General features: G+C 73.2%; 23 protein-coding genes. 12 read left to right on the top strand and 11 right to left on the bottom strand.

The features are described 5' to 3' along the window. Window positions 1-19: 19 nt before the first annotated feature. Complete coding sequence (locus tag AC5WAM_RS05745; RefSeq protein WP_495523507.1) at window positions 20-292, bottom strand: DUF6355 family natural product biosynthesis protein; 273 nt, start codon at window positions 290-292, stop codon at window positions 20-22. Between the two features lie 622 nt (window positions 293-914). On the opposite strand from AC5WAM_RS05745, the gene AC5WAM_RS05740 reads away from it, so the two are divergent. The 6 genes from AC5WAM_RS05740 to AC5WAM_RS05715 are packed head-to-tail and all read left to right on the top strand — an operon-like array spanning window position 915 to window position 7637. After that, entirely contained in the window at window positions 915-1940 is a 1026-nt protein-coding gene (locus tag AC5WAM_RS05740; protein ID WP_495521823.1) for an SCO2322-related protein, read from the top strand. Continuing rightward, window positions 1937-3049: a CbiQ family ECF transporter T component gene (locus AC5WAM_RS05735; RefSeq protein WP_495521822.1), complete on the top strand. Its 1113-nt coding sequence runs from the start codon at window positions 1937-1939 to the stop codon at window positions 3047-3049. Before AC5WAM_RS05740 ends, AC5WAM_RS05735 begins: the two co-directional genes overlap by 4 nt. Next, window positions 3046-4650 carry an ABC transporter ATP-binding protein gene (locus AC5WAM_RS05730; protein WP_495521821.1) on the top strand — a complete coding sequence of 535 codons (1605 nt, stop codon included), beginning with the start codon at window positions 3046-3048 and terminating at the stop codon, window positions 4648-4650. Before AC5WAM_RS05735 ends, AC5WAM_RS05730 begins: the two co-directional genes overlap by 4 nt. After that, window positions 4647-5678, top strand: coding sequence for an ECF transporter S component (locus AC5WAM_RS05725; RefSeq protein WP_495521820.1), 1032 nt, complete (start codon window positions 4647-4649; stop codon window positions 5676-5678). Before AC5WAM_RS05730 ends, AC5WAM_RS05725 begins: the two co-directional genes overlap by 4 nt. Then, on the top strand, window positions 5590-7077 hold the full coding sequence (locus AC5WAM_RS05720) for a prenyltransferase/squalene oxidase repeat-containing protein (RefSeq protein ID WP_495521819.1): 1488 nt from the start codon (window positions 5590-5592) through the stop codon (window positions 7075-7077). The genes AC5WAM_RS05725 and AC5WAM_RS05720 overlap by 89 nt, the downstream gene beginning before the upstream one ends. Window positions 7078-7124: 47 nt before the next feature. Then, the gene (locus AC5WAM_RS05715; RefSeq protein ID WP_495521818.1) at window positions 7125-7637 is read left to right on the top strand and encodes a DUF4430 domain-containing protein; all 513 of its coding nucleotides are present in this window, start codon (window positions 7125-7127) and stop codon (window positions 7635-7637) included. A gap of 103 nt (window positions 7638-7740) precedes the next feature. Here the strand turns inward: AC5WAM_RS05715 and rfbA are convergent, their stop codons facing one another. Further along, entirely contained in the window at window positions 7741-8616 is an 876-nt protein-coding gene (gene rfbA, locus AC5WAM_RS05710) for a glucose-1-phosphate thymidylyltransferase RfbA (RefSeq protein WP_495521817.1), read from the bottom strand. 99 nt (window positions 8617-8715) lie between these two features. On the opposite strand from rfbA, the gene rfbB reads away from it, so the two are divergent. Continuing rightward, window positions 8716-9708 carry a dTDP-glucose 4,6-dehydratase gene (gene rfbB, locus AC5WAM_RS05705; protein ID WP_366789436.1) on the top strand — a complete coding sequence of 331 codons (993 nt, stop codon included), beginning with the start codon at window positions 8716-8718 and terminating at the stop codon, window positions 9706-9708. A gap of 29 nt (window positions 9709-9737) precedes the next feature. Here the strand turns inward: rfbB and AC5WAM_RS05700 are convergent, their stop codons facing one another. Further along, the gene (locus tag AC5WAM_RS05700; protein WP_495521816.1) at window positions 9738-10667 is read right to left on the bottom strand and encodes an NAD-dependent epimerase/dehydratase family protein; all 930 of its coding nucleotides are present in this window, start codon (window positions 10665-10667) and stop codon (window positions 9738-9740) included. 221 nt (window positions 10668-10888) lie between these two features. On the opposite strand from AC5WAM_RS05700, the gene AC5WAM_RS05695 reads away from it, so the two are divergent. Then, complete coding sequence (locus AC5WAM_RS05695; protein WP_495521815.1) at window positions 10889-11929, top strand: Gfo/Idh/MocA family protein; 1041 nt, start codon at window positions 10889-10891, stop codon at window positions 11927-11929. A gap of 63 nt (window positions 11930-11992) precedes the next feature. Here AC5WAM_RS05695 and AC5WAM_RS05690 read toward each other — a convergent pair whose 3' ends face one another. The 8 genes from AC5WAM_RS05690 to AC5WAM_RS05655 all read right to left on the bottom strand — a co-directional run bounded on the left by AC5WAM_RS05690 (window position 11993) and on the right by AC5WAM_RS05655 (window position 20615). Continuing rightward, window positions 11993-12796 carry a DNA-methyltransferase gene (locus AC5WAM_RS05690; RefSeq protein WP_495521814.1) on the bottom strand — a complete coding sequence of 268 codons (804 nt, stop codon included), beginning with the start codon at window positions 12794-12796 and terminating at the stop codon, window positions 11993-11995. A gap of 55 nt (window positions 12797-12851) precedes the next feature. Continuing rightward, window positions 12852-13691: a glycosyltransferase family 2 protein gene (locus tag AC5WAM_RS05685; RefSeq protein WP_495521813.1), complete on the bottom strand. Its 840-nt coding sequence runs from the start codon at window positions 13689-13691 to the stop codon at window positions 12852-12854. A gap of 1 nt (window position 13692) precedes the next feature. Beyond that, window positions 13693-14601 carry a radical SAM protein gene (locus AC5WAM_RS05680; RefSeq protein WP_495521812.1) on the bottom strand — a complete coding sequence of 303 codons (909 nt, stop codon included), beginning with the start codon at window positions 14599-14601 and terminating at the stop codon, window positions 13693-13695. After that, a complete protein-coding gene (locus tag AC5WAM_RS05675; protein ID WP_495521811.1) occupies window positions 14598-15917 on the bottom strand; it encodes a DegT/DnrJ/EryC1/StrS family aminotransferase in 1320 nt (439 codons plus the stop codon). The genes AC5WAM_RS05680 and AC5WAM_RS05675 overlap by 4 nt, the downstream gene beginning before the upstream one ends. Before the next feature lie 79 nt (window positions 15918-15996). Next, window positions 15997-17187 (bottom strand): ABC transporter substrate-binding protein, encoded by a 1191-nt coding sequence (locus AC5WAM_RS05670; RefSeq protein WP_495521810.1) that lies wholly within the window; start codon window positions 17185-17187, stop codon window positions 15997-15999. Beyond that, window positions 17178-17987 carry a sugar phosphate isomerase/epimerase family protein gene (locus AC5WAM_RS05665; protein WP_495521809.1) on the bottom strand — a complete coding sequence of 270 codons (810 nt, stop codon included), beginning with the start codon at window positions 17985-17987 and terminating at the stop codon, window positions 17178-17180. The genes AC5WAM_RS05670 and AC5WAM_RS05665 overlap by 10 nt, the downstream gene beginning before the upstream one ends. Before the next feature lie 66 nt (window positions 17988-18053). Continuing rightward, window positions 18054-19385, bottom strand: coding sequence for an aspartate aminotransferase family protein (locus AC5WAM_RS05660; protein WP_495521808.1), 1332 nt, complete (start codon window positions 19383-19385; stop codon window positions 18054-18056). A 105-nt stretch (window positions 19386-19490) separates the two neighbouring features. After that, complete coding sequence (locus AC5WAM_RS05655) at window positions 19491-20615, bottom strand: Gfo/Idh/MocA family protein (RefSeq protein ID WP_495521807.1); 1125 nt, start codon at window positions 20613-20615, stop codon at window positions 19491-19493. A 374-nt stretch (window positions 20616-20989) separates the two neighbouring features. On the opposite strand from AC5WAM_RS05655, the gene AC5WAM_RS05650 reads away from it, so the two are divergent. From AC5WAM_RS05650 to AC5WAM_RS05635, 4 genes are all read left to right on the top strand, one after another. Further along, window positions 20990-21787, top strand: coding sequence for an inositol monophosphatase family protein (locus tag AC5WAM_RS05650; protein ID WP_366789447.1), 798 nt, complete (start codon window positions 20990-20992; stop codon window positions 21785-21787). Next, entirely contained in the window at window positions 21780-23078 is a 1299-nt protein-coding gene (locus AC5WAM_RS05645) for an MFS transporter (RefSeq protein ID WP_495521806.1), read from the top strand. Before AC5WAM_RS05650 ends, AC5WAM_RS05645 begins: the two co-directional genes overlap by 8 nt. A gap of 72 nt (window positions 23079-23150) precedes the next feature. Next, a complete protein-coding gene (locus AC5WAM_RS05640; protein ID WP_495521805.1) occupies window positions 23151-24077 on the top strand; it encodes a phosphotransferase in 927 nt (308 codons plus the stop codon). 127 nt (window positions 24078-24204) lie between these two features. After that, entirely contained in the window at window positions 24205-25041 is an 837-nt protein-coding gene (locus AC5WAM_RS05635) for a SpcZ (protein WP_495521804.1), read from the top strand. Window positions 25042-25047 lie beyond the last annotated feature (6 nt).

Genomic DNA, 25047 nt, shown 5'->3' with positions numbered 1-25047 from the left:
GCCCCGCCGGTGGCCCGTGTCAGCAGGTACGGCCCACGTAGTGAGCGCCCTGGATCTTGTCGGCGGAGCCCAGCCAGGTCGTGCCGGGCGCGACGCACCGCTCGTAGTCCGGGGCGAGGGCGACCCTCACCTGGATCACCACCCGGGAGCCGTCCGACGTGCAGTGCTGGTAGTAGGCGTCGGAACTCGTCTCGTAGAAGCCGCACGGATCGGCGGCCGCCGGGCTCGCGGAGACGGTCACCACCCCGAACGACGTCAGCGCGAGAGCGGCCGAACCGAGGGCGCCGAGCACCTTGCGACGGATACGCACCAGAGAACTCCTCAAGAGGAAAGGGCCGGAAGGGGCCGGAAGGAGGGAGCCGGACCGGCCGCGTGAGCGGCCGCCGGACCCCGGTCGTCGGCCCCGAGGATCGCCGCCGCGCCCCGCGCCGGACGCGTGAACGCGAGGGGTCTCACCTGGCGGATCGTTTCCGCATGGGCCGTTCGGGTGATCGATGAGGGAACGTCATCGTCCGCAAGGATCAGGCCATTCGGTGGTGGGCGTCACAACTCACTGCCCTGGCGCGGCCGGTGGCGGCGGGCCTACGATGCGTGTGCTCCGGCCGTGACGGAAACGTGCGGCTGAGGGCACACGGACAACTGAATGCGTACGCGACTGGGGAAAGCCGGTGAGACTCCGGCACTGACCTGCAACCGTGTGCGGCACGCCTGTGCGTGACCGCGAGTCGGGCTGCCCAGCGTGGCACGTGCACTGCTTCTCACTGTCATGGTCTGCAGCGTGGAGCCCAGAGCCCGTCACCGGTTCTACGGCCCCCTGCCGCTTCCTTCCTGGAACGCGCGTAGGGGTTTTTCGTGCGGCACCGGCGGCCGTGGCGCGGGGTCCTCGTGCGACCCCAACCGAAGGGCTCCTCGACATGGCCGGTGCGCTCCGCGCGTCCGCCGCCGGGCTCGGACTGTTGCTCGCGTCGGCCGTACTCGGCGTCGGCCCCGGCCCGGCGACGCCCGCCGCCGCCGTGGACACCGGGCGCGGCCACAGCGGCTTCTGCAAGGCGGGCGAAGGCGTCACCGTCGTCGTGGACTTCCGGGAGCTCGGCGGGACCACGCTCGTGCGGTGCGCCGTCGGCTCCCAGCGGACCGGCCTCGCCGCGCTCAAGGACGCGGGCATCCGGGTCACCGGCACCAACCGCTGGGGCGAGTCCTTCGTCTGCCGCCTGGAGGGCAAGCCGGGCGCCGACCGCGAGCCCTGCGTCGACACCCCGCCCGCGAAGGCCTACTGGTCGTACTGGCACGCCTCCAACGGCGGCCGCTGGACCTACAGCCAGTACGGGGCCACCTACCGCACCCCGCCGAAGGGCAGCTTCGAAGGCTGGTCGTTCTCCCTCGGCCGGGACCAGGGCGAGGCCCCCGCGCCGCGCGTGGCACCCCGGCGCCCCGCCGCCCCCGGCAGCGGTGGCGGTGCGGGCGGCGGCCACACCGGCGGCGGCAAGCCCGGCGGCGGAGCACCGGACCGCCGCACCACGCCCGAGACCCCGGGCCCCAAGGCCCCGCCCGCCAAAGGCACTTCCGGCGGCGGCAACGGCGCCCGACCGCCCGCCGACGGCGGTGGCCTGGCACTGCCGCCCGGCCACCAGGGCGAGAAGGACGGCGGGAAGGGCACCGAGGACAGCAAGGGCACGAGGACCACGGGCCCCGGGAAGAGCGAGAAGGGTGGCAAGGAGAGCGCGGAGCCGACGCCCTCCACCCGTACGGGCCCCGCGCCCACGCCGAGCGAGGCCGCCGACTGGACCGGCGGCGAGGACACCCGGACCGTGTCGGCGAGCAAGGACCAAGGGGTGCCCACCGGCACCGTCGTCGCCGCGGCCGCCGCCGTGGCCCTCGCCGTCGCCGGGGGAGTGACGGCCCTGCGCCGTCGCGGGCGCGCCCCGGGCGGTGCGCCGTGACCCGTCTCGCCCGGTCGGTCCACCCGGGTGCCTGGTGGCTGTGGGCGCTCGGCATGGCCGCCGCGGCGAGCCGCACCGCCAACCCGGTGCTGCTCGTGCTGATCCTGGCCGCGGTCGGCTTCGTGGTCGCCCAGCGGCGCGACGACGCGCCGTGGGCGCTCGCGTTCCGGATGTATCTGAGCCTCGGCGCGTTCATCGTCGTGATGCGCGTCGGCTTCCGGATCGTCTTCGGCGGCGGCCAGGGCGACACCGTCCTCGTCACGCTGCCGGAGGTGCCGCTGCCCCAATGGGCCGCCGGAATCCGCCTGTTCGGACCCGTGGCCGCCGAGCAGCTGCTCGGCGGCCTGTACGACGGGCTGCGGCTCGCCACCATGGTGGTGTGCGTCGGCGCGGCCAACGCCCTCGCCAACCCGAAGCGGATGCTCAAGGCGCTGCCCGGCGCGCTCCACGAGATCGGCACCTCCGTCGTCGTCACGCTCACCGTGGCGCCGCAGCTGGTCGAGAGCGTGCAGCGGGTGCGCAGGGCCCGGCTGCTGCGCGGCGGCACGGTCAAGAAGGGCTACCGCGGCATCGGCGCGCTGCGCGGCATCGTCGTCCCCGTCCTGGAGGACGCCATGAACCGCTCCCTGGCCCTCGCCGCCGCGATGGCCTCGCACGGCTACGGCCGCACCGGGCGCGCCGACCCGCGCACCCGGCTGCTCACCGGCGCGCTGGTCATCGCCGGGCTGCTCGGCGTGTGCGGCGGCCTGTACGGCGCGCTGGGCGCGAGCACGCCGCCCTACCTCGGCACGCCGCTGCTGCTCGCCGGACTCGCCCTGGCGGTGGCCGGATTCGTGCTCGGCGGGCGCCGCGTCACGCGCAGCGCCTACCGGCCCGACCCGTGGCGGGGCGCCGAGTGGGCCGTGGCCGCGTCCGGGCTCGCCGCGGGCGCGCTGATGTACGTCGCCTCCCGCACGGACGCGGCCTCCCTCTACCCCTCGCTCTCGCCGCTCGCCTGGCCCGAGGTGACCGCGCTGCCCGCGCTCGCCGCCCTGGCCGGGGTCCTGCCCGCCCGGCTCGCGCCCGCACCGCCGCGCGTCGTGCCCCGACCGGGGGAGGCCGCCGCGTGATCCGCTTCGAGCACGTCACCCTCACCTACGCGGGCGCTGCCGAGCCTGCCCTGCGCGACGTCGACCTGACCATCGGCGAGGGCGAGCTGTGCCTGGTCACCGGGCGGACCGGAGTCGGCAAGTCGACCCTGCTCGGCGCCGTCAACGGGCTCGTGCCGCACTTCACCGGCGGCCACCTCCAGGGCCGCGTCAGCGTGGGCGGCCTCTGCACGGCCGAGGCGCCGCCGCAGGAGTTCGCACACGTCGTGGGCGTGGTCGGGCAGGACCCGCTCGCCTCCTTCGTGACCGACACCGTCGAGGAGGAACTGGCGTACGGCATGGAGCAGTTGGCCGTCCCCGCCGCCGTCATGCGCAAGCGCGTCGAGGAGACCCTCGACCTGCTCGGCATCGCCGAGCTGCGCCGGCGTGCGCTGCGCACCCTCTCCGGCGGGCAGCAGCAGCGCGTCGCCATCGGCTCCGTCCTCACCGCGCACCCCAAGGTCCTGGTCCTGGACGAACCGACGTCCGCGCTCGACCCCACCGCCGCCGAGGACGTGCTCGCCGCCGTCACCCGGCTCGTCCACGACCTCGGCACCACCGTCCTGGTCGCGGAGCACCGCGTGGAACGCGTGCTCCAGTACGCCGACCGGCTCGTGCACCTGACCGGCGACGGCCGGGTCCGCGAGGGCGACCCGGCCGAGCTGATGCGCGACAGCGACGTCGCGCCGCCCGTCGTGCGCCTGGGGCGGCTCGCCGGGTGGGAGCCGCTGCCGCTGTCGGTGCGCGACGCGCGCCGCAGGGCCGCCGTGCTGCGCACCCGGCTCACCGGGCACACCCCGGCCGCCGCCCCCGCGCCCCGGGGCGAACCCGCCCTGACCGCGCGGCGGGTCACCGTCGCGTACGCCGACACCGTCGCCGTCCGCGAGCTGGACCTGGACCTGGCGGGCGGCGAGGTCACCGCCCTCATGGGCCGCAACGGCTCCGGCAAGTCCTCGCTCCTGTGGGCGCTCCAGGGCTCGGGACCCCGCCACGCGGGGACGGTCGACGTCGGCGGCACCGACCCGGGGAAGGTCGCCGCCCGCACGGCCCGCGCGCTCGTCGGGCTCGTCCCGCAGACCGCGAGCGACCTGCTCTATCTGCACACCGTGGACGCCGAGTGCGCGCAGGCCGACCGGGAGTCGGACGCCGCCGACGGCACCTGCCGGGAACTGCTCGACGCGCTCGCGCCCGGCATCCCGGGCGACCGGCACCCGCGCGACCTGTCGGAGGGGCAGCAACTCGCCCTCGTCCTCGCCGTCCAGCTCGCCGCCGCACCCGGCGTCGTCCTCCTCGACGAGCCGACGCGCGGCCTCGACTACCACGCCAAGGAGGCCTTCACCGGCGTCATCCGGCGCCTCGCCGCCGAGGGGCGGGCGGTCGTGGTCGCCACGCACGACGTGGAGTTCACCGCGCGGGCCGCCGACCGCGTCGTCGTCATGGCCGAGGGCGAGATCGTCGCCGACGGCCCGACGGCCGACGTGGTCGTCTCCTCACCCGCGTTCGCACCGCAGGTCGCCAAGGTGCTGAGCCCGCAGGAGTGGCTGACGGTGGAGCAGGTGCGGACCGCCCTGGAGGCCGTATGAGCACCGGGAGACCGTCCGTGACGGGCCGTCAGGGGCGGGGTGCCCGGCGGCTCCGCGTGCCCGTGCTGCCCCTCGGCGCGCGCACCGCCACCGTGCTCGCCCTCGCGAGCCTCGCGGGGCTCGCCATGTTCTTCTGGCCGCTGTTCGCCGCGCCCCGGCCCGAGGGAGTCGCGCACACCGCCGACGCGCCCCTCGTCTTCCTCCTGACGATGCCGGTGCTCCTCGCCGTCGTCCTCGCCGAGATGTCCTCCGGCGGCATCGACACCAAGGCCGTGGCCATGCTGGGCGTGCTCTCCGCGGTCAACGCCGGGCTGCGGCCGCTCGGCGCGGGCACGGCGGGCATCGAGACCGTGTTCTTCCTGCTGGTCCTCGCGGGCCGGGTGTTCGGGCCGGGCTTCGGGTTCGTGCTCGGCTGCACCTCGCTGTTCGCCTCGGCACTGCTCACCGCGGGCGTCGGGCCCTGGCTGCCGTTCCAGATGATCGCCTCCGGGTGGATCGGCCTCGGCGCGGGACTGCTGCCCCGGCGGGTGGCCGGGCGAGCGGAGGTCGCGATGCTCGCCGCCTACGGCGTCGTCGTCGCCTACCTCTTCGGCTTCCTCCTGAACATGTGGTTCTGGCCGTTCACGGCGGGCCCCGACACCGACCTGTCCTTCGTGCCCGGCGCGCCGGTCGGCGAGAACCTGCACCGCTTCGCCGTCTTCACGCTCGTCACCTCCACCTTCGGCTGGGACACCGGCCGCGCGCTCACCAACCTCGTCGCCATCGTCACGCTCGGCCCCGCGGTCCTCGCCGTCCTGCGCCGGGCCGCGCGCCGGGCCGCCTTCGGGGCGCCGGTGACCCTTTCGGTACCCGGCCCCGCGCCGCTTCCGGACACCGGAGCCGCACCCTCCGCCGGGTTCTCCTCCCCGCCCTTCCTCCGCAAGCACAAGGAGCTTCACCATGCCTCTGTCCGTACGGTCGAGAACGGCGGTGGGGATACCGGTGGCCGCGCTGGCCGCGGTGCTCCTTCCGGTCACCGCCCACGCTGAGCCCGCACCACCGGCTGCGGGGGCGGCGCCCGTCCCCAAGGCACCGGCGAGCGCCGCCGCCACCTGGATGGCCTCGAAGCTGACCGACGGCACCCACGCCAAGGGCGACCAGGGGCTGACCGCCGACGTGGTCATGGGCCTGGCGTCGGCCGACACCGGCGGCGCCGTGCAGAAGAAGGCCACGGACTGGCTGGAGGCCAACGCCGGGGCCTACATCGAGAGCAAGGGCGGACCCGGCACCGTCTTCGCGGGCGGCCTCGCCAAGCTCACCCTCGTCGCCGCCGTCGAGCACCGCGACCCGAAGGACTTCGGCGGCCGTGACCTGGTGAAGACCCTCACCGAAAGCATGCAGGAGAACGGCCGGTTCACCGACAAGAACCCCACCGGGGACGGCTCCCAGCAGTTCACCCAGTCCCTGGCGGTCCTGGCGCTCCAGCGCACCGGCGGGGCACCGGTGAAGGCCGTCGACTTCATCGCCCGGTCCCGCTGCCCGGACGGCGGCTTCCCGCTGGGCCTCGGCGCCGCCCCCGACGCGTGCAAGTCCCATATGGACAGCACCGGTCTGGCCGTGCAGGCCCTGCTCGGGTCGGGCCGCACGGCCGCCGTGAAGCCCGCGCTCGACTGGCTGGTGAAGCACCAGCTGCCCGACGGCGGCTTCCCCGACAACTCCATGGGCTCCGGCGCGAAGGCAAACTCCAACAGCACCGCCCTCGCCGTCCAGGCCCTCGCGGCAGGCGGGCGCACCGAAGCCGCCGCCAAGGGCGTGGCCTGGCTCAGGTCCCGGCAGGTGAACTGCTCGGCCCCGGCGAAGGACCGGGGCGCGGTCGGCTTCCTGGAGCCGAAGGCCGACGGCATGGCCCTGCGGGCCACCGCCCAGGTCGTGCCCGCCCTCGCGGGCAGGTCCCTGGCCCAGGTGGACGCCGCCGACTCCGCCCCGGACCTCGAAAGGATCACCTGCGTACCGGGTGGCGGCACCCCGGGCGACGACGGCGGCACCTCCGGCGGCAACGGTGACGACGGCGGCACGGACGGCGGCGGAAACGGCGACGACGACGGCGGCACCGGCGGCACCGGCGGCACCGGCGGTGGCGACACCGGCTCGGACGGCGGCACCGGCTCCGGCGGCGGCACCGGCTCCGGCGGCGGCGACACCACGACCGGCGGCCCGGACGACGACGCGACGGGCGGCGGCGGCAACACGCCCGCCCCGCAGACCGGCGGCACCTCCGGCGGCAGCGGCGACATCGGCGGCTCCGGGGTACAGCCCGTGGGCAACCCCGGCGGCAGCCTCGCCTCCACCGGCACCGCCACCCTGCCGATGACGGCCACCGCGGGCGGCCTGCTCGCCGTCGGCGCGACGGCCGTCCTGGTGGCCCGGCGCCGCCGGGCCACCCCCTGAACCCCCCTCCCCAGCACCAGCAACTCCGCACCCACGCAAGGAGAACCATGAACCACACCTCGACGCTGTCGCCCGTCAGACGAGCCGCCCTCGTCGTCGGTGCCCTGGGCCTGGCCCTCGCCGTCACCCCGGTCGCCGAGGCGGTGCCCGCGCAGGCGACCGCCAACACGGCGGTCAAGGTGACCGTCACCGTGAAGGGTCCCAACAGCACCCTCTTCAACGGCAGCGTCACCACCAAGGGCCACTCCGTGACCACGGCCACGGGCGGCACCCACAAGTGCGACGGCACCAACAACGAGGCCAACACCTCCGCCGGGCCCACCCCGACGGCCGCTCTCGACGACGCCGCCAAGAAGCAGGGCTTCACCTGGGACGGCACCTGGTACCCGTCCTTCGACGACTACTTCGTCACCACCATCGGCGGCCACAACGGCGGCAACGCGTACTACTGGAACATCGCCGTCAACGGCGTGGCCACCCAGGTCGGCGGCTGCCAGCTGCACATCAAGGCGGGCGACAAGGTCGCCTTCACCTGGACCAAGGTCAACCCGGCCCGCTGACCGCACGGCGGCGGGCGTGGCGGCGGCGGGCACGGTCCCGCAGGCCGCCGCCCGCCCGGCGCGGTCCCGGCGCAGCGCACCGCGCCGGGACCGCGCCCGTCCCTCACAACAGCGCCTCCTCGTCGAGCAGGCTCAGCAGATAGCGCCCGTACCCGCTCTTGAGCAGGGGACCGCTCAGCGCGCGCAGGCGCGCGTCGTCGATGTAGCCGCAGCGCCACGCGACCTCCTCCACGCAGCCGATCTTCAGGCCCTGGCGCTCCTCGATGACGCGCACGTACTCCGACGCCTGGACCATCGCCGTGAACGTGCCGGTGTCGAGCCAGGCGGTGCCCCGGTCCAGGACCGTCACGGACAGCGCGCCGCGGCGCAGGTACGCCTCGTTGACCCCGGTGATCTCCAGCTCGCCGCGCTCGCTCGGGCGCAGGCCAGCGGCGATGTCGACGACGCGGTTGTCGTAGAAGTACAGACCGACGGCGGCGTAGCGGGACTTGGGCTTGGCGGGCTTCTCCTCGATGGACAGGGCCGTGCCGTGCTCGTCGATCTCGACGACGCCGTAGGCCGTGGGGTCGGCCACGGGGTAGGCGAAGATGCGGCCGCCGTCGGGGGCGGTGTGCTCGCGCAGCTGCACGCCGAAGCTGCGGCCGTGGAAGATGTTGTCCCCGAGGATCAGGGCCACGGGCTCGCCGCCGATGAAGTCCGCGCCGATCAGGAAGGCCTCCGCGATGCCACCGGGGCGGTCCTGCGTCCGGTAGGTCAGGCTCAGGCCGAGGTGCGAGCCGTCGCCGAGCAGCCGCCGGAAGTCGTCCTCGTCCTCGCGCGTGGTGATGATGAGGATCTCGCGGATTCCGGCCAGCATCAGCGTGGACAGCGGGTAATAGACCATGGGTTTGTCGAAGACCGGCATCAGCTGTTTGGAAACGGCCTGGGTGACCGGCCACAGACGGGATCCCGTGCCACCTGCAAGTATGATTCCGCGCATTGCTGACGGCGGGCCGGACGTTCTTACGGACCGGCCCTTTCCTCCCTTCCTGTTCGGGGTCCCTACCGCGGTACCCCCGTCCGTGTGTATCTTTTCTCCATGCGGATTATTGTGACGGGCGGTGCCGGTTTCATCGGGTCCGAATTTGTCCGGTCCATGTTGTTGGCGCCGGGCGCGGCGCGCGACATCCGTATCACGGTCCTGGACAAGCTGACGTATGCCGGAGTGCGGGAAAACCTGGACCCGGTCGCGGGCCATCCCCGCCACACCTTCGTGCACGGGGACATATGCGACGGCGCGTTCCTGGACGAGGTGGTGCCGGGGCACGACGCGGTGGTGCACTTCGCCGCCGAGACCCATGTGGACCGGTCCATCACGGGCTCCGCCCCGTTCGTGACGACGAACGTCCTCGGCACGCAGCTGCTGCTCGACGCGGCGCGCCGGCACGGCGTCGGCCGGTTCCTGCACGTGTCGACCGACGAGGTCTACGGCTCGATCCCGGTCGGCTCCTGGTCCGAGGAGAGCCCGCTCGCTCCCAACTCGCCGTACGCGGCCACCAAGGCGGGCTCCGAGCTGCTCGCGCTCGCCTGCCACCGCACGCACGGCATGGACGTGGTGGTGACCCGCTGCTCGAACAACTACGGGCCGTACCAGTTCCCCGAGAAGGTCATCCCGCTGTTCATCACCCGCCTCCTCGACGGCGGCAAGGTGCCGCTGTACGGCGACGGACAGCACGTCCGCGACTGGCTGCACGTGTCCGACCACTGCCGGGGCATCGAGCTGGCGCTGCGCCACGGCAGGGCCGGGGAGGTCTACCACATCGGCGGCGGCACGGAGCTGACGAACGAGCAGCTGACCGGGCATCTGCTCGCCGCGACCGGCTGCGGCTGGGAGCGGGTCGAGCGCGTCCCCGACCGCAAGGGCCACGACGCGCGGTACTCCCTGGACTGCACCAAGGCCGCCACGGAGCTGGGCTACGCGCCGCTCGTCGGCTTCGAGCGCGGCCTCGCCGAGACCGTCGCCTGGTACGCGGACCACCGTTCCTGGTGGGAGCCGCTGAAGCGGCGAGCGGCCCTGCGGACGCCGGCGTAACCACCGCGAGGACGCCCCTGCCCGCCCGGTCACGACGGCATCCGGGCGGGCGCCCCCGCCGCGGCCAGCGTGCCCGTGAGCCCGTCCACGAGGCCGATCCGGGCCCTCCAGCCGATCTCCTGCCGGGCGGCCGTCACGTCCAGCCACACGTCCGCCCGGTCGAAGCTCCGGGCGGGCTCGCGCCGTACGTCGAGGGCGCGGCCCGCCGCCCGCTCGAAGTGCCGGTGCAGCTCGTCGAGCGAGGTCGGCACGCCGGAGCCGATGTTCAGGGTCGTCGGCCCGGGCCCGGCCCGCAGCCGGTCGGCCCGCCGGTGCACCGCGAGCAGGGCGGCGCACACGTCGGCGACGTGCACGTAGTCCCGCCGGGCCCGGCCGATCAGCGTCAGGGCCCGGCCCGCGCGCACGGCGGCGGCCCAGTGCGGGACCACCCCGAACCCCGCGCCCGCGGGCTGCCCGGGGCCGTAGACGTTGGCGAGCCGGAGGGTCACCGGCGCCACCCACTCAGCGCTGACCAGGGCCCGCTCCTGGGCGAGCTTCACCCTGCCGTACGCCGTGACGGGCCGGGTCGGGGCGTCCTCCCGGTACGGCGCCCCGGCGTCGGGGTCGTACACGGTCCCGCCCGAGCTCGCGAGGACCACCAGCGGCCGGTGGGCGGTGCCGCGCAGCCCCCACAGGAGCAGTTGCAGGTTCCAGTAGTCCTGCGCGGCGAGCCGGGGCTCCCGCTCCGCCCGCGCCGGTGTCACGCCGCCCGCCACGTAGAAGACCGTGTGCGACCGCAGCAGGGCGCGGTGCACCCGGTCGCCCTGCATGAAGGGGCGCTGCCGGGTGAAGGAGCACGTCCGCACGCCCGCCGCGTCGAGCGCCGCGCGGAGGTTCCTGCCGATGAACCCGCAACCGCCGACCACGGCGACCCGTGCGGCCGCGGGCGATCCGGCCGCACCGCCTCGGCTCGATGTCATGACGTGGCCCCCACATTCCTCGAAAACCGCTTCCTGATATGTATTTCCGGGCGTGCCTGATAAACGGCTCCGGGGAATTCTCGGGAGCCGAAAATGGCTTCTCTTTAATTCTGGCCGCAGGTTGACAGTACGTCGTGCGGCGCTTAAAAATTGTGCACGCATCCCCCTTTCTCGCGTGCTTTCCACGCGTCCGGCAGCCGTATTGACGAAGGAGGTCCGCCATGCGCGGAGCCATCATTGGATTCGGCACCATCGCCATGGGGCACATGGTCGGCTATTCGCGGGTGCAGGATTTATCCATTGCCGCGGTCGTCGATGTGTCGAAGGAACGGCGAAGCCATGCGGAGGAATCGTTCGGACTCCCCGCCTACAGCGACTTCGCCAAGCTGGTCGCGAACGAGACCCTGGACTTCATCGACATCTGCACACCGCCGAGCAGCCACGCCGAGTACTCGGCGCTCGGCCTCGCCCACGGACTGCACGTCCTGTGCGAGAAGCCGGTCTTCCTGCCCGACGGGGACGGCTACGCGGGCCAGTTGAGCCGGATCCGCGCCAGCGACCGCGTCTACTACCCGTGCCACGTCTACAAGTACGCGCCCGTGCTCGCGGCGATGAAGGAGCGCATCGCCGCACCCGGCTTCGGCAAGGTCGTCGGCGCCCACTTCCGCACCCTGCGCGCCGGACATGCCAAGGGCGTGCCCGACTGGCGGCCGCACTGGCGGCGCGAGCCCGGCACGTCGCACGGCGGCATCCTGCGCGACCACGGCCCGCACAGCGTGTACCTGGCCATGAACCTGACAGGTCTGACCCCGGTGTCGGTGTCCTGCCTCACGGGGCGGCTGCGGGACGGCGCCGCGTACGCCGACACCGAGGACACCGCCCTGATGCGGCTGCGGTGCGAGGACGGCGTCGAGATCGCGCTGCACCTGTCGTGGGCCGCCGGTCATCGCAGCACCGGATACTCGATCATGGGGACCTCCGGTTCCGTGGTCGTCGACGGTGACGACCTCACCTACGCGGCGGACGGCGACGTGGTCCGCACGTCCATCGAGTCCGGCTTCGACGACCCGTCCCACCAGGAGTGGTTCGAGCGGATGCTGCTCGACTTCACGGCGGTGGTCGCCGCGCCCGAGCGGGGCCGTGACCTCATCCGCGAGGCGCTGACCACCTCGTTCGTGATCGACGGCGCCTACGCCTCGGCGGCCGACGGCGGCCGGTGGGTCGACTGCCGCGTGCCCGAGGCGCTCCTGACCCCCGCCTGACGGATCGTCAGGGCCACGGGCGGGGACGTGCGGTGGTCCCGTGCCGGAGCACGGGACCACCCGCTAGCCCGCGCGGCGGGCGGCGAACATCGCCCGCACATGCTGTTCGAGCCCCCGGTCCAGCTCGAAGCCGAGCCACCGCCGGCGCAGCCGCTCGGCGGCGAAGCAGGTCGCCCCGCTGCCCGCGAACGGATCGAGGACCAGATCGCCCGGCTCGGTCAGGAGCTCCACGAACAACTCCGGCACCACCGTGGGCCAACGGTCCACATAGGGGTGCAGTGACGTTTCCGCCAGGACCTTCTCGTAGGCCTGGTCGTAGACGCCCGACGTGTCGAACTCCAGCAGATTGCCCCGGACGAAGGGCTGTCGCGCCGGGTGCCGCAGCGCCACGACGTCGTAGTGCACGTCGTGCGTGCGCGCCATGACCCAGATGGGCGTGATGGAGTCCGGGGCCCGCGCCGCGCCGTCCGGCTCCGGGTTGAGCAACTGCGGGTTGTAGTAGTAGAAGTCCTGCACCAGGCGCCAGCCCGCCGCGGCCAGGGCGTGCACGGCACCGGCGTGCTGCACCGCCTTGCCCGGCGCGTCGGAGAGCCAGATGCCGCCCAGCTCGAACGCGACACAGCCGTCCGGGCGCAGCACCCGGTCGAACTGTTCGAAGAACGGCAGGATCCAGTCGAGGAACTCCGCGCCCGTGCGGTCCTCGTCGGCGATGAGCCGCGGGCCCTCGAAGGGCGGCGAACAGACCACCGCGCGCACGCTGCCGTCGGGCACCCCCTCCATCAGCGCGAGGCTGTCCCCCCAGTAGTAGGAGCCGTGTTCGGCCCCCAGAGCGCAGCGGTCTCCCGCCACCGTCGTCGACTCGGTCACCACGAAACCCTCTCCCTTCCCTGTCGTCGTTGCGTACCGCGGTTGTCGGAGCGGCTCACTCCGAGGCCCAGGCGATCGCGCCCCGCTCTTCGGGGGCGACGGTCTCGCCGCTGTTGGAGTAGCCGCCCAGGTAGTAGCGGAGCGTCGCGCGCCCCGTGCACACCATCGGCTCCGCGCGCTGCACGAGGCGGTAGTAGAGCTTGTCGTCCTCGCTGACCAGGCCGTCCGCGTCGGCCGCCGAGAACTCCTCCTCGAAGGGCACGTCGATCAGCAGCTCCCGGGCCAGCAGCCAGGCGCTGGTGTCCACGGGCACCTCGAACGACCCCGGCCGGTCCTTGATGACGTTGGAGCCCGGCACACAGATGCCCTTGGCCACGTAGTCCGCGTACATCCGCTCCGCCTCGGCGACGCTGTTCGCCCACGGCCAGCGCGGTTCGAGGTACGGGGCGCCGTCCTTGTCGAGGAGGCCGACCTCGCTGTACACGGCGCGCGCCGCGTGCGCGCGGGCCTGGTCGAGCAGGGACTGGAGGTGGTCGGGTGTCCATTCGTTGTCGTCGTCGAGGAAGGCGATCCAGGAGGAGCCGGCGAGCCGCACCCCCAGGTTGCGCAGGCGTGAGGACCGGCCCGGGCCCGACTTCTCGTGCGGCTCGCGCGGCACGTAGCGGATCTCGCAGCGCGGGAACGCGTCCGTCACCTCGCGCAGCGCGGTGAGCGTCTCCTCGCTGTCGTCGATGAGGACGAGGTGGCGCACCGGCACGTCGGTCACCTGGGCGCGGACGCTGCGCATGGCCCGCTGCACGAGCACCGGCCGGTAGCGGGTGAGGGTGACGACGGTGATGCTCTCGCCGCCCTCCCGCGGTGCCGCCCCGCCGGTCGGGTTCTCGTTCGCCGTCATGTCAGGCACCTCCCACCGGCGCCGACAGGGACCGCTCCACGCAGCCGTCGTCGGCGGTGATGTCGTCCTTGCAGACCTCGAGGAACGGGTAGTCGACCAGCTCCTCCAGCTGCTCGGTCACCTGCCACCCCGCGCGCGGGCGCTCCCGGTGCGGATGCAGCTTGCCGACGCTGCCCAGGCAGTTCCGGCAGGCCCGCAGCGGATCGGCACCGGTGAGGAAGCGGTGCAGGCGCTCCAGGAAGTCCGGTCCTTCCTCGATCCGCAGGCCGTCGACGTGCGGGTCCCAGCCGCCGTCGCGCAGTTGGCGGGGCATGAACACGCTCTGCGGGCAGCGGTAGAGCCAGCCGTCGTAGACCGTGTGCGAGTTCCAGAAGTGGGCGAGTTTGCAGGTGTCGAAGACGTCCCGCACCAGGCCCGGCGCGTCCGTGCCCGACTCCGAGTACACCGCGCGGAAGTGCCCGTAGTAGTTGACGAGCAGGGAGACCCCGTGGTCCCGGGCCAGCGCGCGGTACCGCTCGACCTCCTCGGGCGGGATCATCCGGCTCGGGTAGACGGAGATCTCCAGGGAGTCCACGGCCTCCCAGAAGCGCTCCGGGGCGCGGTGCAGGAGCGTGCCGTTGGTGGCCACGAGGATGGTGTCGGAGATCCCGGTGGCCCGCACCGCCTCGATCAGGCCGACGACGTCCGGGTGCAGCAGCGGCTCACCGCCCATGATCTTGGCGTACGAGGCGTGGTAGTTCCTGGCGAGGACAGCGAGGGTGTCGTGGATCTCCGCGGGGTCGGCGTTCTCGCGGCGGTACAGCGGCGAGAGGTGGGCGCAGGACTGGCAGCGCATGTTGCACTGGAGGCTGGCGTTGACCTCGATGCCCTCCGGGTTGACCACCTTGCCGTCGGCCAGGCGCACGCTCATGCCCGGCCCCTCTCCGCCCCGTCCCCGAGCTCGTCGAGGTGGGTGACGACCTTCTCGACGGCGGTCGCGATCGCCGCCACGTCCCGCTCGGTGCCGAGCAGCGCCTGGTGGAGGAAGGCGAAGCAGGTGCGGTACGCGGCCGTCGCCGCGGGCAGGTCGAACCGGGCGGGGTCCAGGCCCCGCCGCGCGTCGTCCGAGCCGGGGGTGCGCGGGGACTTGAGCGGCACGTACAGCGGGTTGGCGTTCAGCGGTGCGTCGAGGGTCTCGAAGAACATGTTCAGCTCGGCGGACATGGCGTCCACGACGCGGCCGACGGGCACCGGGCCGAGCAGCTCCGCGTCCAGGCGGATGACGAAGTCGTAGTAGGTGCGCCGGGTCAGACCGGGCGGCGCGGGCAGCGTGGACACGCCCGGGATCTGGGCGAGCAGTTCGGTGAGGGCGGCGGCGTTGCGCTCCCGGCGCACGCTCTGCTCCTCCAGGAACTCCAGCTGGCTGAGGGCGACCGCCGCGTGGAACTCGGACATGGAGTGGTTGTGGCCCTCGACCGCGCCGACGTCCTCCAGTTCGAGCTGGCCCGCGACCGGCCGGGCGGTGTAGCGCCGCCCGTTGGCGCGGTACTGCTGGAGCCGGTCGTGCAGCTCGGCCGACGTGGTGAGGACGACGCCGCCCTCGCCGCAGGTGAGCACCTTGGTCTGCTGGAGGCTGAACACCCCGATCGTGCCGAAGGTGCCCACCTTGCGCCCGTGCCACTCCGCGCCGTGCGCCTGGGAGCAGTCCTCGATGAGGGGGATGCCGGTGCTCTGCGAGAGCTCCTGGAACGCGTCGACGTCGGCGGCCGAGCAGTAGGCGTGCACGACGAGGATCGCCCGGGTCCGGTCGGTGACCGCGGCCTTCGCCGCGTCGGCCGAGATGCTCAGGCTGTGCGGGTCCACGTCCACCAGGACCGGCGTGGCGCCGAGCGCGTGCGCGGCCGACGCACACGCCACCCAGGTCAGGCCCGGCACGATGACCTCCGTGCCGGGGCCGACGCCGAGGGCCTCCATGGCGATGGTGAGCGCGGCCGAGCCGTTCGTGGTGGGCACCGCGTAGGGCGTCACACCGGGGGCCGCGTGGTAGGCGGCGAACGCTTCGGAGAAGCGCCGCTCGAAGCTCGGGGTGCCGGTGTAGACGCCGCTGACCGCCCAACGCCCCGACGTGGCGGCCGCGTTGAGCAGGGTCAGGGTGGACTCGGGCGCCTGCGGCCAGGCCGGCCAGGCGCCGTCGTGGACCGGGGTGCCGCCGAGCAGGGCGAGGGGTGAACTGCGTACCGCTGACATGTGTGTCCCCTTGGTCGTCAGGAACGGGAGATACGGGTAGGGCGGTCGGGCGGTCGGGTTCGCGCCGTGGACGGGGCGGTCAGGCCCGCGCCGCGGACGGGGCCGCGAGGAGCTCCCTGCGGGCCGCCTCCACCTCCTGAAGGAGCTCCTGCGCGCGCGACGGCTCCCGCAAGAAGGACACGAACGCCGCCATGCCGGTGTCCGAGAGCTCCCAGGTGGTGTCGAGGTCGTAGAACTGCCCCAGGTGGTCGGCGCCCCGGACGATCTCCATGCCCTTGGTGACGTGCCGCCCGCCCCGGGCCACGTCCACGTCGGTGCGGGTGGGCAGCGTGGTGAGCCGCTCGATCGTCAGCTGCTGCACCTCGCGCGACCCGAGGTGCGCGAGGAAGGCGGTGGCCTCGGCGGGCGCCTCGCTGGTCCCGGTCACGAAGTAGCCGTCGACCGGGGTGTCCTCGCCGACGGGCAGGCCCGGATCGATCAGGGGGAAGCGGAAGAAGTCGATGTCCGGCTCGCCGGGCGGGGTGTACTCGTCGGTCGCGTAGGCGCCCACGAGCGTCATGCCCGCCTCGCCGCGCAGCACCGCGGCGACGGCCTCCTCCTCGTCGTACGCCGCCGGGTCGCCGAGGAACCAGCCGCTCTCGACCAGGCGCTGCCAGAAGGCGAACACCTTGGTCACGCGCGCGTCGGTGTACGGCACGCGCAGCGCCATCAGGTCCTGGTGGAACGCGGGCCCGTTCAGCCGCATGTCGAGGTAGTCGAACCAGGCGGCGGCCGGGCAGCGGTGCCGGGCCCCGAGGGAGAACGGGGTGAGGCCCGCGCGGCGCAGCACGGCGCACGCGTCCGTGAGGTCCTGCCACGTCTCGACCGGCGTGCGGATGCCGAGCTCGGCGAAGACCGAGGGGCGGTAGTACACCGCCCACCAGTAGTGCGAGGTCGGCAGGAAGCGCGACGGGCCCATGCCGCCGGTCATGGAACTGAACCTCGGCAGGTACACATCGGCGAAGCCCTCCGCCCGCCACATCGCGGAGATGTCGAGCATCAGCCCCTGGTCCACCAGGGCGCGCATGCGGTTGCCCGCGAACCAGGTCATGACGTCCGGCGGGCGCTCACCGGTGAGCCCGGCGTGCAGCAGGGCGCGCAACTCCTCGTGGTCCTGCACCGTCAGCTCGACCGGGGAACCGGGCCGCCGCTCGTTCCAGCGGGCGACGACCTCGTCCGCGAAGCCGCGCATGAGGGGGGAGGTGTGGTCGGTGAGGAAGCTCAGGGGCATACGGACTCCTCGGGCCGGGGACCGGACGCGGCGGCGAGGACGCGGCGGAAGACGTCGACCGCGGCGGACGCCTCGCGCCCGAAGTCGCCGAACTCGTCCTCGATGGTGAGCCCGCCCCGGTGCCCCGCGGCGAGCAGGGCCGCCACGAACTCCTGCTGCGCGCCCTCGTGGAAGTCACCGCTGCCGCGCGGCACGGACGAGGTGTGCGCGTGCCCGATGGCCGCACCCGCGGCGGCCACCTCCTCGGCGATGGGCAGCTGCTCGCTCAGGATGTGGAAGCAGTCGGTGGTGATCCGCACGTCCGCCCCGGTGAGGCCGTCGACGACCTCCCGCGCCTCGGCGCAGGAGTTCACGAAGTTGGTCTCCGTGCGGTTCAGGGGTTCGAGGGCGAGCGTCATGCCGCGGCGGTCGCACTCCTGGTGCGCCCGGGCCAGGAACTCCCTGAACTGCCGCAGGGCCCGGTCGGCGGAGAAGCCGGGCGGGATGCCGCGCGCCTGCCCGCTGCCGAGCACGACCGTGCGCACGCCGAGCGCCGCACCCCGGTCGCAGAGGTCGCGGAACACCTCCAGGGCCGCCGTGTGATCGGCCTCCGGGCCCACGACCCGGCACCGGTAGCGGCGCGGCAGCGGGGACGTCATGGCCCTGAAGGGCAGGCCCGCCGCGCTCAGCCGGGCGCACAGGGCGGTGAACTCATCGCCATCGACACACAGCATGTCTCCTTTGATCTCCAGGTAGTCCAGCGGCAGCCGGGCGGCCTGCTCGGCCTCCGGGGCGCTGCGCACCACGCACCCGAGTTCCATGGCGCTCCTCACTTCTGCGTCCGTTGCTGCGTCCGTTGCTGCATTCGCTGCTGCGTCATTGCCGCGTCATTGCTGCGTCGAGCGGAGTGACCGCATCGACCGGAAGACCGACTCGAAGGCCGCGAGCCCCTCGTCGAGGTGGTCCTCCGGGATGCTCAGCGGGGGGTAGATCCGGATCCGGCTGTCGTACGCCATGGCCAGGACGCCCTCGGCGAGGAGGTCCTGGAAGACCCGGCGGGTGACGTCCTTGGGCAGCGGCCGCCGGGTGCCGGGCTCCACGAGCTCCACGCCGACCATGAGGCCCACGTTCGCCGCGTTGCCCACGAACGGGAACTCCTCGGTCCAGGAGGCGAGGCGGCGCGCCACCGACTCCCCGAGCGCGCGGGCCCGTTCGGGCAGGCCCTCGTCGAGCAGGATCCCCAGGGTGGCCAGGGCGGCGGCGCTGGCCAGCGGGTTGCCGCCGAAGGTGGACGCGGCCGCGCTCGGCTGGCCGAAGGAGGTGCCCTCGACCAGCTCCGAACGGCTGACGATCGCGCTTGCGGGGACCCCCGACGCCATCGCCTTGCCGAGCACGACGACGTCCGGGCGGACCTCGGGGTCGTGCTCGAAGGCGAACAGCGCACCGGTCCTGCCGAAGCCGGTGATGACCTCGTCCAGGATCAGCAGGGCCCCGTGCCGGTCCGCGAGGCGGCGCACGGCCCGCAGATATCCGGCGGGCGGGATGATGTTGCCGTTCGTGCCCTGCACCGGCTCCACGATGATCGCGGCGATGTCCCCGACGGAGCCGTTCTCGATGGACTGCTCGGCGAGGTCCACGCAAGCCTGGCCGCAACTGCTGTGCTCCAGCTGGAGCGGGCAGCGGTAGCAGTAGGCGTACGGCACCTGGTGGGAGCCCGGCGGGAACGGTCCGGAGCGGTGTTTGCGGGGCCCGCCGTGCAGGCTCAGGGCGCCCTGGGTCTTGCCGTGGAAGCCGCCCCAGAAGCTGACGACCTCGTGCTTGCCGGTGGCGGCGCGGGCGAGCTTCACGGCGGCCTCGACCGCCTCGCTGCCGGTCGAGAACATGTGTATCTTGCCGAGCCGCTCCGGGAGTTGGGCGGCGAGCAGCTCGTAGTAGCGGGAGCGCGCGTCGGTGTAGAACGTGCCGACGGCGCACGCGCTCAGCTGCTCCCCGACCTCGGCCAGGAACCTGGGGTGGGCGTGGCCGATGTTGCACACGCCGACGCCGGTGAAGAAGTCGATGTACCGCTTGCCGTCCTTGTCCCACACCTCGGCGTTGCGCGCGCGGTCCACGACGAGACCGGACAGGTCCGTCATGGACTGTCCGCCCGGCAGCCGGTGGCTCCGCTCCAGTGCGATGGTGTGGTGGGTCGACGACGCGGGCACGGCGGTGGGACTCATGCTTCCTTGGGCCTTTCTGCCACGTTTGCGTCCGCTGCGCATTGCCTCTCGCGCTATCGCTTTACATTCCCTTGAAGTTCGGTGCGACTGGTTCCGGGCCGTGCCTCAGCGGCTCTTGCCCGCTTCGCCGCCGAGCCCTTCGGGCGCACACCGGGCGAAGACCCGCTGGAGGACGGCGATGTCCTCCCGGGCGTCCCGCACATCGGTGAGCGGCTGCGTGCCGTCGACGACACAGGAATGGAAAGCCTGCAGTTCCTCGCGGAACGCCTCGTCGTAAGAGACCTGGATCCGTCTTTCCACGAGTGCGCCGTCCTCCATGTGCTGGGCGACGACGGGAGTCGGCCAGTGCTTGAGGAAAGGCGAGGGGAACTGAATGCGCACCCGCTGGGCCGGGGAAAGCACCGCTATCTCTTCGAAGTAGTCGCGGACGTCGTCCAGATAGGTCCAGGTGTAGCTGGTGCGCAGTCCGCCCGGATGGGAGAGCACCGTCGTCACGGACGGGTAGCGGGAGTCCCGCGGCCAGATCTCCGTGAACAGCACGCCGTCCGGCTCTCCCACCAGGGCCCGCAGCGCGTTGACGTCGTGCACCATGCTGCCCAGGAACACGTCGTGGTAGACGAAGCGCAGGGCGTCGGGGACCGCGCCGACCGCCTCGTCGAGCAGCTCCTCCTGGGCCCGGTGCGCCCGCTCGGCGACCTGGCGCGGCACGTCGTCGAAGCGGCGCACGCCGTGCATGGAGATGTACTGGTCCTCGCTGGGGTGCAGGGTGTTGATCTGCGCGTACCGAGGCTCTTCGATGGCGCTGACCAGCTGTTTCCCATACAGGAAGCCGGGGTCGTACCGCTTCATGTAGGCGACCATGAGCCGCACCCCGGCCCGGTCGGCGGCCGCCTCGATCTCGTCGGCCTCGCGGAGCGTGAAGCACAGCGGCTTCTCCACCAGGACGTGCTTGCCCGCCTCGACGGCGGCCAGGACCTGCGGCGCGTGGCTGCCGCCGCTGAGCACGAGGACGGCGTCCACGTCGGTGTCCAGGAGCGCGCGGTGATCCGTGAAGCGGCGCCCGGGCGGCACCCCGTACCGCTCGCCGAGGGCGTCGAGGAGGCCGGGGGAGAGGTCGCTGAGCGCGGTGATCTCGAACTGGTCGGAGAGGCTCCGCAGATAGGGCAGATGCATGATCTGGGCGACGGTTCCGCAACCGATGACGCCCACGCGGACACGTTCTTTCTGCACGGCACCAACTTCTCTCGACAGGAGTGGAGGGGAGCGGCGGAACAGGGAAACAGGGCAGCACGAAAAGGCAGCACCTGCTGTCCCGAAACGGGGTGAACCCCACGGTGCACGGCGCCCGGAGGGAAAGAGGTGATGACGACTGCTGGCTTACGTCACCGATGCTGCTGGGCGGAATTCCACAAAGGTCTCCTCTGTGCCCGGACATCGTTCGGCTAACGAATCTGACTCAAATCCCCCGTGCTTGGGACGGCACCAAGGCACGTACACGGCAGGCGAGTTCCTGCGTGCCGAGAAGTACTCGGCACGGCTCACACCCTTGGAACGACTTGGTGTTACCTTTACATAGTCGCGTGTACACCACAAGGGGGTTACCCATGTCTTTGGCACATGCCGAGGGCGGTGCCGCTTTACTCGAACTCGCCGTCAGGGCCGCGCGGACGGCCGGTGACCTGCTGCGCGAGGGGGCCGCGTCGGGACCGCCCGAGGTACGGACCAAGTCGTCCCCCACGGACCTGGTGACCGCCTTCGACCGCGCGAGCGAGGAGCGCGTCGTCGAGGTCCTCACCGCGGCCCGCCCCGACGACGGCATCCTGGGGGAGGAGGGCGGCGAACGCCCGGGCCGCTCCGGGGTGCGCTGGGTGATCGACCCCCTGGACGGCACCGCGAACTTCGTCAGCGGATACCCGGCGTACGTCGTGTCCGTCGCCGCCGAGCGCGACGGCCGCACCGAGGTGGGCGTCGTGCACGACCCGTCCCGCCGTGAGACGTTCACCGCGATCCGCGGCCACGGCGCCGCCCGCGACGGCCGGCCGCTGTCCGTGTCCGGCCCCGACCGGCTCGAACAGGCCCTGGTCTCCACGGGGTTCAGCAGTGACCCGGCGGCGCGGGCCCGGCAGGCCGCCCTCGCCGCCCACGTGGTGCGCCACGTCCGGGACATCCGCAGCAGCGGCTCCGCCGCCCTCGACCTGTGCTGGGTGGCGGCGGGCCGCCTGGGCGCGTACTACGAATCCGGTACGCGCCTGTGGGACCGCGCGGCCGGAGTGCTGATCGCCGAGGAGGCCGGGGCCTGGGTCGGCGGCGGCGCGGCCGGGGAGCCGCCCGGCGACGCGATGACGATCGCGTCCGCCCCGCAGGTGGCTCACGCACTGCGCGCCCTGGTGGGTCATGCCTGACCCGGTGGAGTCCCCTGCCTCCGGCGTGCTGACGGCACCGGACCCGGGTGCCGAGCGGGCCGTGCGGCACGGGTTCCGGCTGCTCGTCGGCTCCCACGTGCTCAACGAGACCGGGGCGGCGGCGACGCTCGTCGTCCTGCCGCTGACCGCCGTCCTGGCCCTGGATGCCTCGGCCTGGCAGACGGCCTTGATCGAAACCGCCTACTTCACCGCCTACTTGGTGCTCGGGCTGCCTGCGGGCGCCCTGGTCGAGCGGGCGCGCCCGCGCCGCGTCATGATCGGCGCCGACCTGGTCCGCTGTCTGGCCCTCGCGTCGCTGCCCCTCGCCTGGGCGGCCGACGCGCTGTCCCTGCCGATGGTCTACGCGGTGGCGCTGCTGCTCGGCTGCGCGCAGCTGTTCGGCGACATCGCCGACCACAGCTACCTGCCGCGCCTGGTGCGCGACGAGCAGCTCGTCCAGGGCAACAGCACGCTCCAACTGGTGCGCTCCGGAGCCGAGTTGGGAGGACCCGGGCTCGGCGGGCTCTCCGTGCAGTGGCTCGGCGCGTACTGGGCGCTCGCGGCGAACGCCCTCGGCTCGGCCGTCTCCGCGGTGCTGCTGTGGCGCATCAAGGTGCCCGAGCCCGAGCCGCCCGCACTCGCGCACGGCCTGGCCCGCCAGACCTGGGAGGGCCTGCGCTTCGTGCGCCGCCAGCCGGTCCTGCGCATGATCGCGCTCTCCGCGGGCCTCAACAACCTCGTCTTCTCCGCCGCCTTCGCGCTCGACGTGGTGTTCCTCAGCAAGGTCGTCGGGATCTCGCCGGGGCTCGTGGGCGTGCTGCTCGCCTCGGGCGCGGTGGGCGCGCTCGCCGGGGCCTGGCTGACGCCGCGCCTCGCCCGGCGCTTCGGCGACGCCCGCACCGTGGTCCTCGCGGTGCCCGTCGCCGCCCCCTTCCTGCTGCTCGCGCCGCTGGCCCAGGACGACTGGCGGGTCCTGTTCTTCGCCCTCGCCCACATCGCCATCAGCGTTGGCGTCACCGTCTTCAACATCCTCCAAGTCACCTACCGGCAGCGGGTGTGCCCGCCGGGCATGCTCAGCCGGGTGTCGGCGATCTTCCGCTGCGCGGTGTGGGGCGCCGCGCCCCTGGGGGCGCTCACGGGCGGCGCCCTCGCCACCCACCTCGGCGTCCGCCCCGCCCTGTGGACCCTCGCGGTCGCGCTGCTCGTCGTGGCGCCGCTCCTGCTCTGCTCACCGCTGCGCCGGACACGGGACTTCGACGTCAACTTCCCCACCACACCCTCCAGTTGCTAGCGTGGAGCAATGCAGAATCTTCCTGAAAAGTTTGATGAAACACTCCTATGGGAAGCTTTGCGGGGATTCGGGGTGTCTCCGTCGCGGGTCACCTACGCCCCGGTCGGATTCGGGGACTACCACTGGACGGTGACCGACGACGACGGCCGGCCGTGGTTCGCCACCGTCTCCGACCTGGAGCACAAGGAGCACTGCGGGCAGGGCGCGGTGGCCGCGCTCAAGGGCCTGCGCCAGGCCATGGACACGGCACTGACCCTCCGGGAGCGCGACGGACTGCGCTTCGTCGTGGCACCGGTGGCCGCCGCCGGCGGCGGTCCGGTCCTGCCCCTGGACGACCGGTATGCCCTCACGGTGTTCCCGCACGTCCCGGGCCGCGCGGGGGAGTTCGGGCAGCGCCTGTCCGAAGCCGAGCGGGACCAGGTGCTCGACCTGCTCGCGGAGCTGCACGGCCGGACGCCGCCGGAGACCACGCCGCCCGCCGCGGTGGAGCCCCCCGGCCTCGACGGCGTCCTCGCGGCCCTCGACGAGTCGGAAGGGCCCTGGTCGGGCGGACCGTTCGCCGAGCCCGCGCGGAAGCTCCTGCGCGAGCACGAGGCGACGCTCCGCGAGCGCCTGGCCGCCTTCGAGACGCTCGTCGCGCGCGTGCGGGGCCGGGGCGCGCCGCTGGTCGTCACCCACGGCGAGCCGCATCCGGGCAACCTCATCCTCGGCGACGAGGGCTATCTCCTGGTCGACTGGGACACGGTGGGCCTCGCCCTTCCCGAGCGCGACCTCTCCCTGCTCTCGGACGACCCCGCGGCCCTCACCCGCTACACCGAGCTGACCGGGCGCACCCCGGACCCGGACGCCCTCGCGCTCCACCGGCTGCGCTGGAGCCTCCTGGACGTGGCCGAGTTCGTGGAGTGGTTCCGCGGCGAGCACCAGCGCACGGAGGATACCGAGTCCGCGTGGAAGGGCTTCACGGACACCCTGGAGCACCTGGCGGCGGCGAGCGGCTGACCTCCCGGCCGCTTTCCCCCGCGCTCGCCCCGACCTCACCGGCCGCGCCGCTGGTCAGGCCCCGTGAGAAGGTGTACGGACGGCCGGTGACCGGGCCGTGGGAACGGACGGAACAGGAGACAGGCAGATGAGTCGCATACCGGGCGCCCCGGAACCGGCACGGGCGGCGGAGACGACGGAGGCGTTCGACCGGTTCGTCGCCCGGCTCGCGGCCGGCCCCACCGGGCCGGAGGACTCGGAGGCCCCGGACGGCTCCGGAGCCGAGCTGCCGTCGTGGCTGGTCCAGCTGGCCGCCGCCCTGTTCCACGGCCAGGACGACCGGACGGCGCGGCGCTGGGCGCAGGGCGTGCACACCGCCCTCGGCCGCCTCGAAGGGCCGGTGCCCTTCGCCGTCGTCCACGACTGGCACGCCCACGCCGTGGCGCCGCTCCTGGCCGAGGTGAGCACCCGGCGCGGCGGCGACGGCACCGCCCTGGAGTCCGTACGCCGCCTGCACGAGCGGGCCCTGGCCGGGGAGCGGGTGACGCGGCAGGAGTGGACCGAGGCGCTCGGCCCCGCCCTCACCCAGGTCTACGGCTACGCCTACGCGTACGCCGACGCCTACGCCACGGCCTCCCTCAACGCCCGCGAGTACGCGATGGACAACGACTACGGCGAGGAGAAGGCCGCCGAGTTCGCCGCCATGTACGCGAAGCTCAACACCGACGCCAACGCCCGCTCCTATGCCGACGCCAACGCCCTGGCGAACACCCGGGCGCTGGCCGCCGCCTTCGCCGCGGCCGACGGGCGGGCGTTCGCGCAGGCGTATCCGTTCGCGTACGTCCACGCCTACGCGCTCGCCGACGCGGAGCGCGCGGAGCAGACCGGACGCGAGGAGCGCTACCGGGCGGCGTGCGCGCGGCTCGCGGACGGGCTCGCCGCCGCCCTGGACCGCGCCGCGGGCCGAGCCCGTGAGGCCGCGTGACGCGCA

The organism is Streptomyces sp. JLYT201, assembly GCF_059448825.1.
This window is presented reverse-complemented; position numbering and strand designations above follow the sequence as displayed.

Bases quoted from the DNA above. Each gene is read 5' to 3' on its own strand.
- rfbB (WP_366789436.1), top strand. From the start codon at position 8,716: ATGCGGATTATTGTGACGGGCGGTGCCGGTTTCATCGGGTCCGAATTT.
- AC5WAM_RS05720 (WP_495521819.1), top strand. From the start codon at position 5,590: ATGCCTCTGTCCGTACGGTCGAGAACGGCGGTGGGGATACCGGTGGCC.
- AC5WAM_RS05660 (WP_495521808.1), bottom strand. From the start codon at position 19,385: ATGAGTCCCACCGCCGTGCCCGCGTCGTCGACCCACCACACCATCGCA.
- AC5WAM_RS05725 (WP_495521820.1), top strand. From the start codon at position 4,647: ATGAGCACCGGGAGACCGTCCGTGACGGGCCGTCAGGGGCGGGGTGCC.
- AC5WAM_RS05665 (WP_495521809.1), bottom strand. From the start codon at position 17,987: ATGGAACTCGGGTGCGTGGTGCGCAGCGCCCCGGAGGCCGAGCAGGCC.
- AC5WAM_RS05635 (WP_495521804.1), top strand. From the start codon at position 24,205: ATGAGTCGCATACCGGGCGCCCCGGAACCGGCACGGGCGGCGGAGACG.
- AC5WAM_RS05680 (WP_495521812.1), bottom strand. From the start codon at position 14,601: ATGAGCGTGCGCCTGGCCGACGGCAAGGTGGTCAACCCGGAGGGCATC.
- AC5WAM_RS05675 (WP_495521811.1), bottom strand. From the start codon at position 15,917: ATGTCAGCGGTACGCAGTTCACCCCTCGCCCTGCTCGGCGGCACCCCG.
- AC5WAM_RS05700 (WP_495521816.1), bottom strand. From the start codon at position 10,667: ATGACATCGAGCCGAGGCGGTGCGGCCGGATCGCCCGCGGCCGCACGG.
- AC5WAM_RS05645 (WP_495521806.1), top strand. From the start codon at position 21,780: ATGCCTGACCCGGTGGAGTCCCCTGCCTCCGGCGTGCTGACGGCACCG.
- rfbA (WP_495521817.1), bottom strand. From the start codon at position 8,616: ATGCGCGGAATCATACTTGCAGGTGGCACGGGATCCCGTCTGTGGCCG.
- AC5WAM_RS05670 (WP_495521810.1), bottom strand. From the start codon at position 17,187: ATGCCCCTGAGCTTCCTCACCGACCACACCTCCCCCCTCATGCGCGGC.
- AC5WAM_RS05685 (WP_495521813.1), bottom strand. From the start codon at position 13,691: ATGACGGCGAACGAGAACCCGACCGGCGGGGCGGCACCGCGGGAGGGC.
- AC5WAM_RS05715 (WP_495521818.1), top strand. From the start codon at position 7,125: ATGAACCACACCTCGACGCTGTCGCCCGTCAGACGAGCCGCCCTCGTC.
- AC5WAM_RS05695 (WP_495521815.1), top strand. From the start codon at position 10,889: ATGCGCGGAGCCATCATTGGATTCGGCACCATCGCCATGGGGCACATG.
- AC5WAM_RS05740 (WP_495521823.1), top strand. From the start codon at position 915: ATGGCCGGTGCGCTCCGCGCGTCCGCCGCCGGGCTCGGACTGTTGCTC.
- AC5WAM_RS05650 (WP_366789447.1), top strand. From the start codon at position 20,990: ATGTCTTTGGCACATGCCGAGGGCGGTGCCGCTTTACTCGAACTCGCC.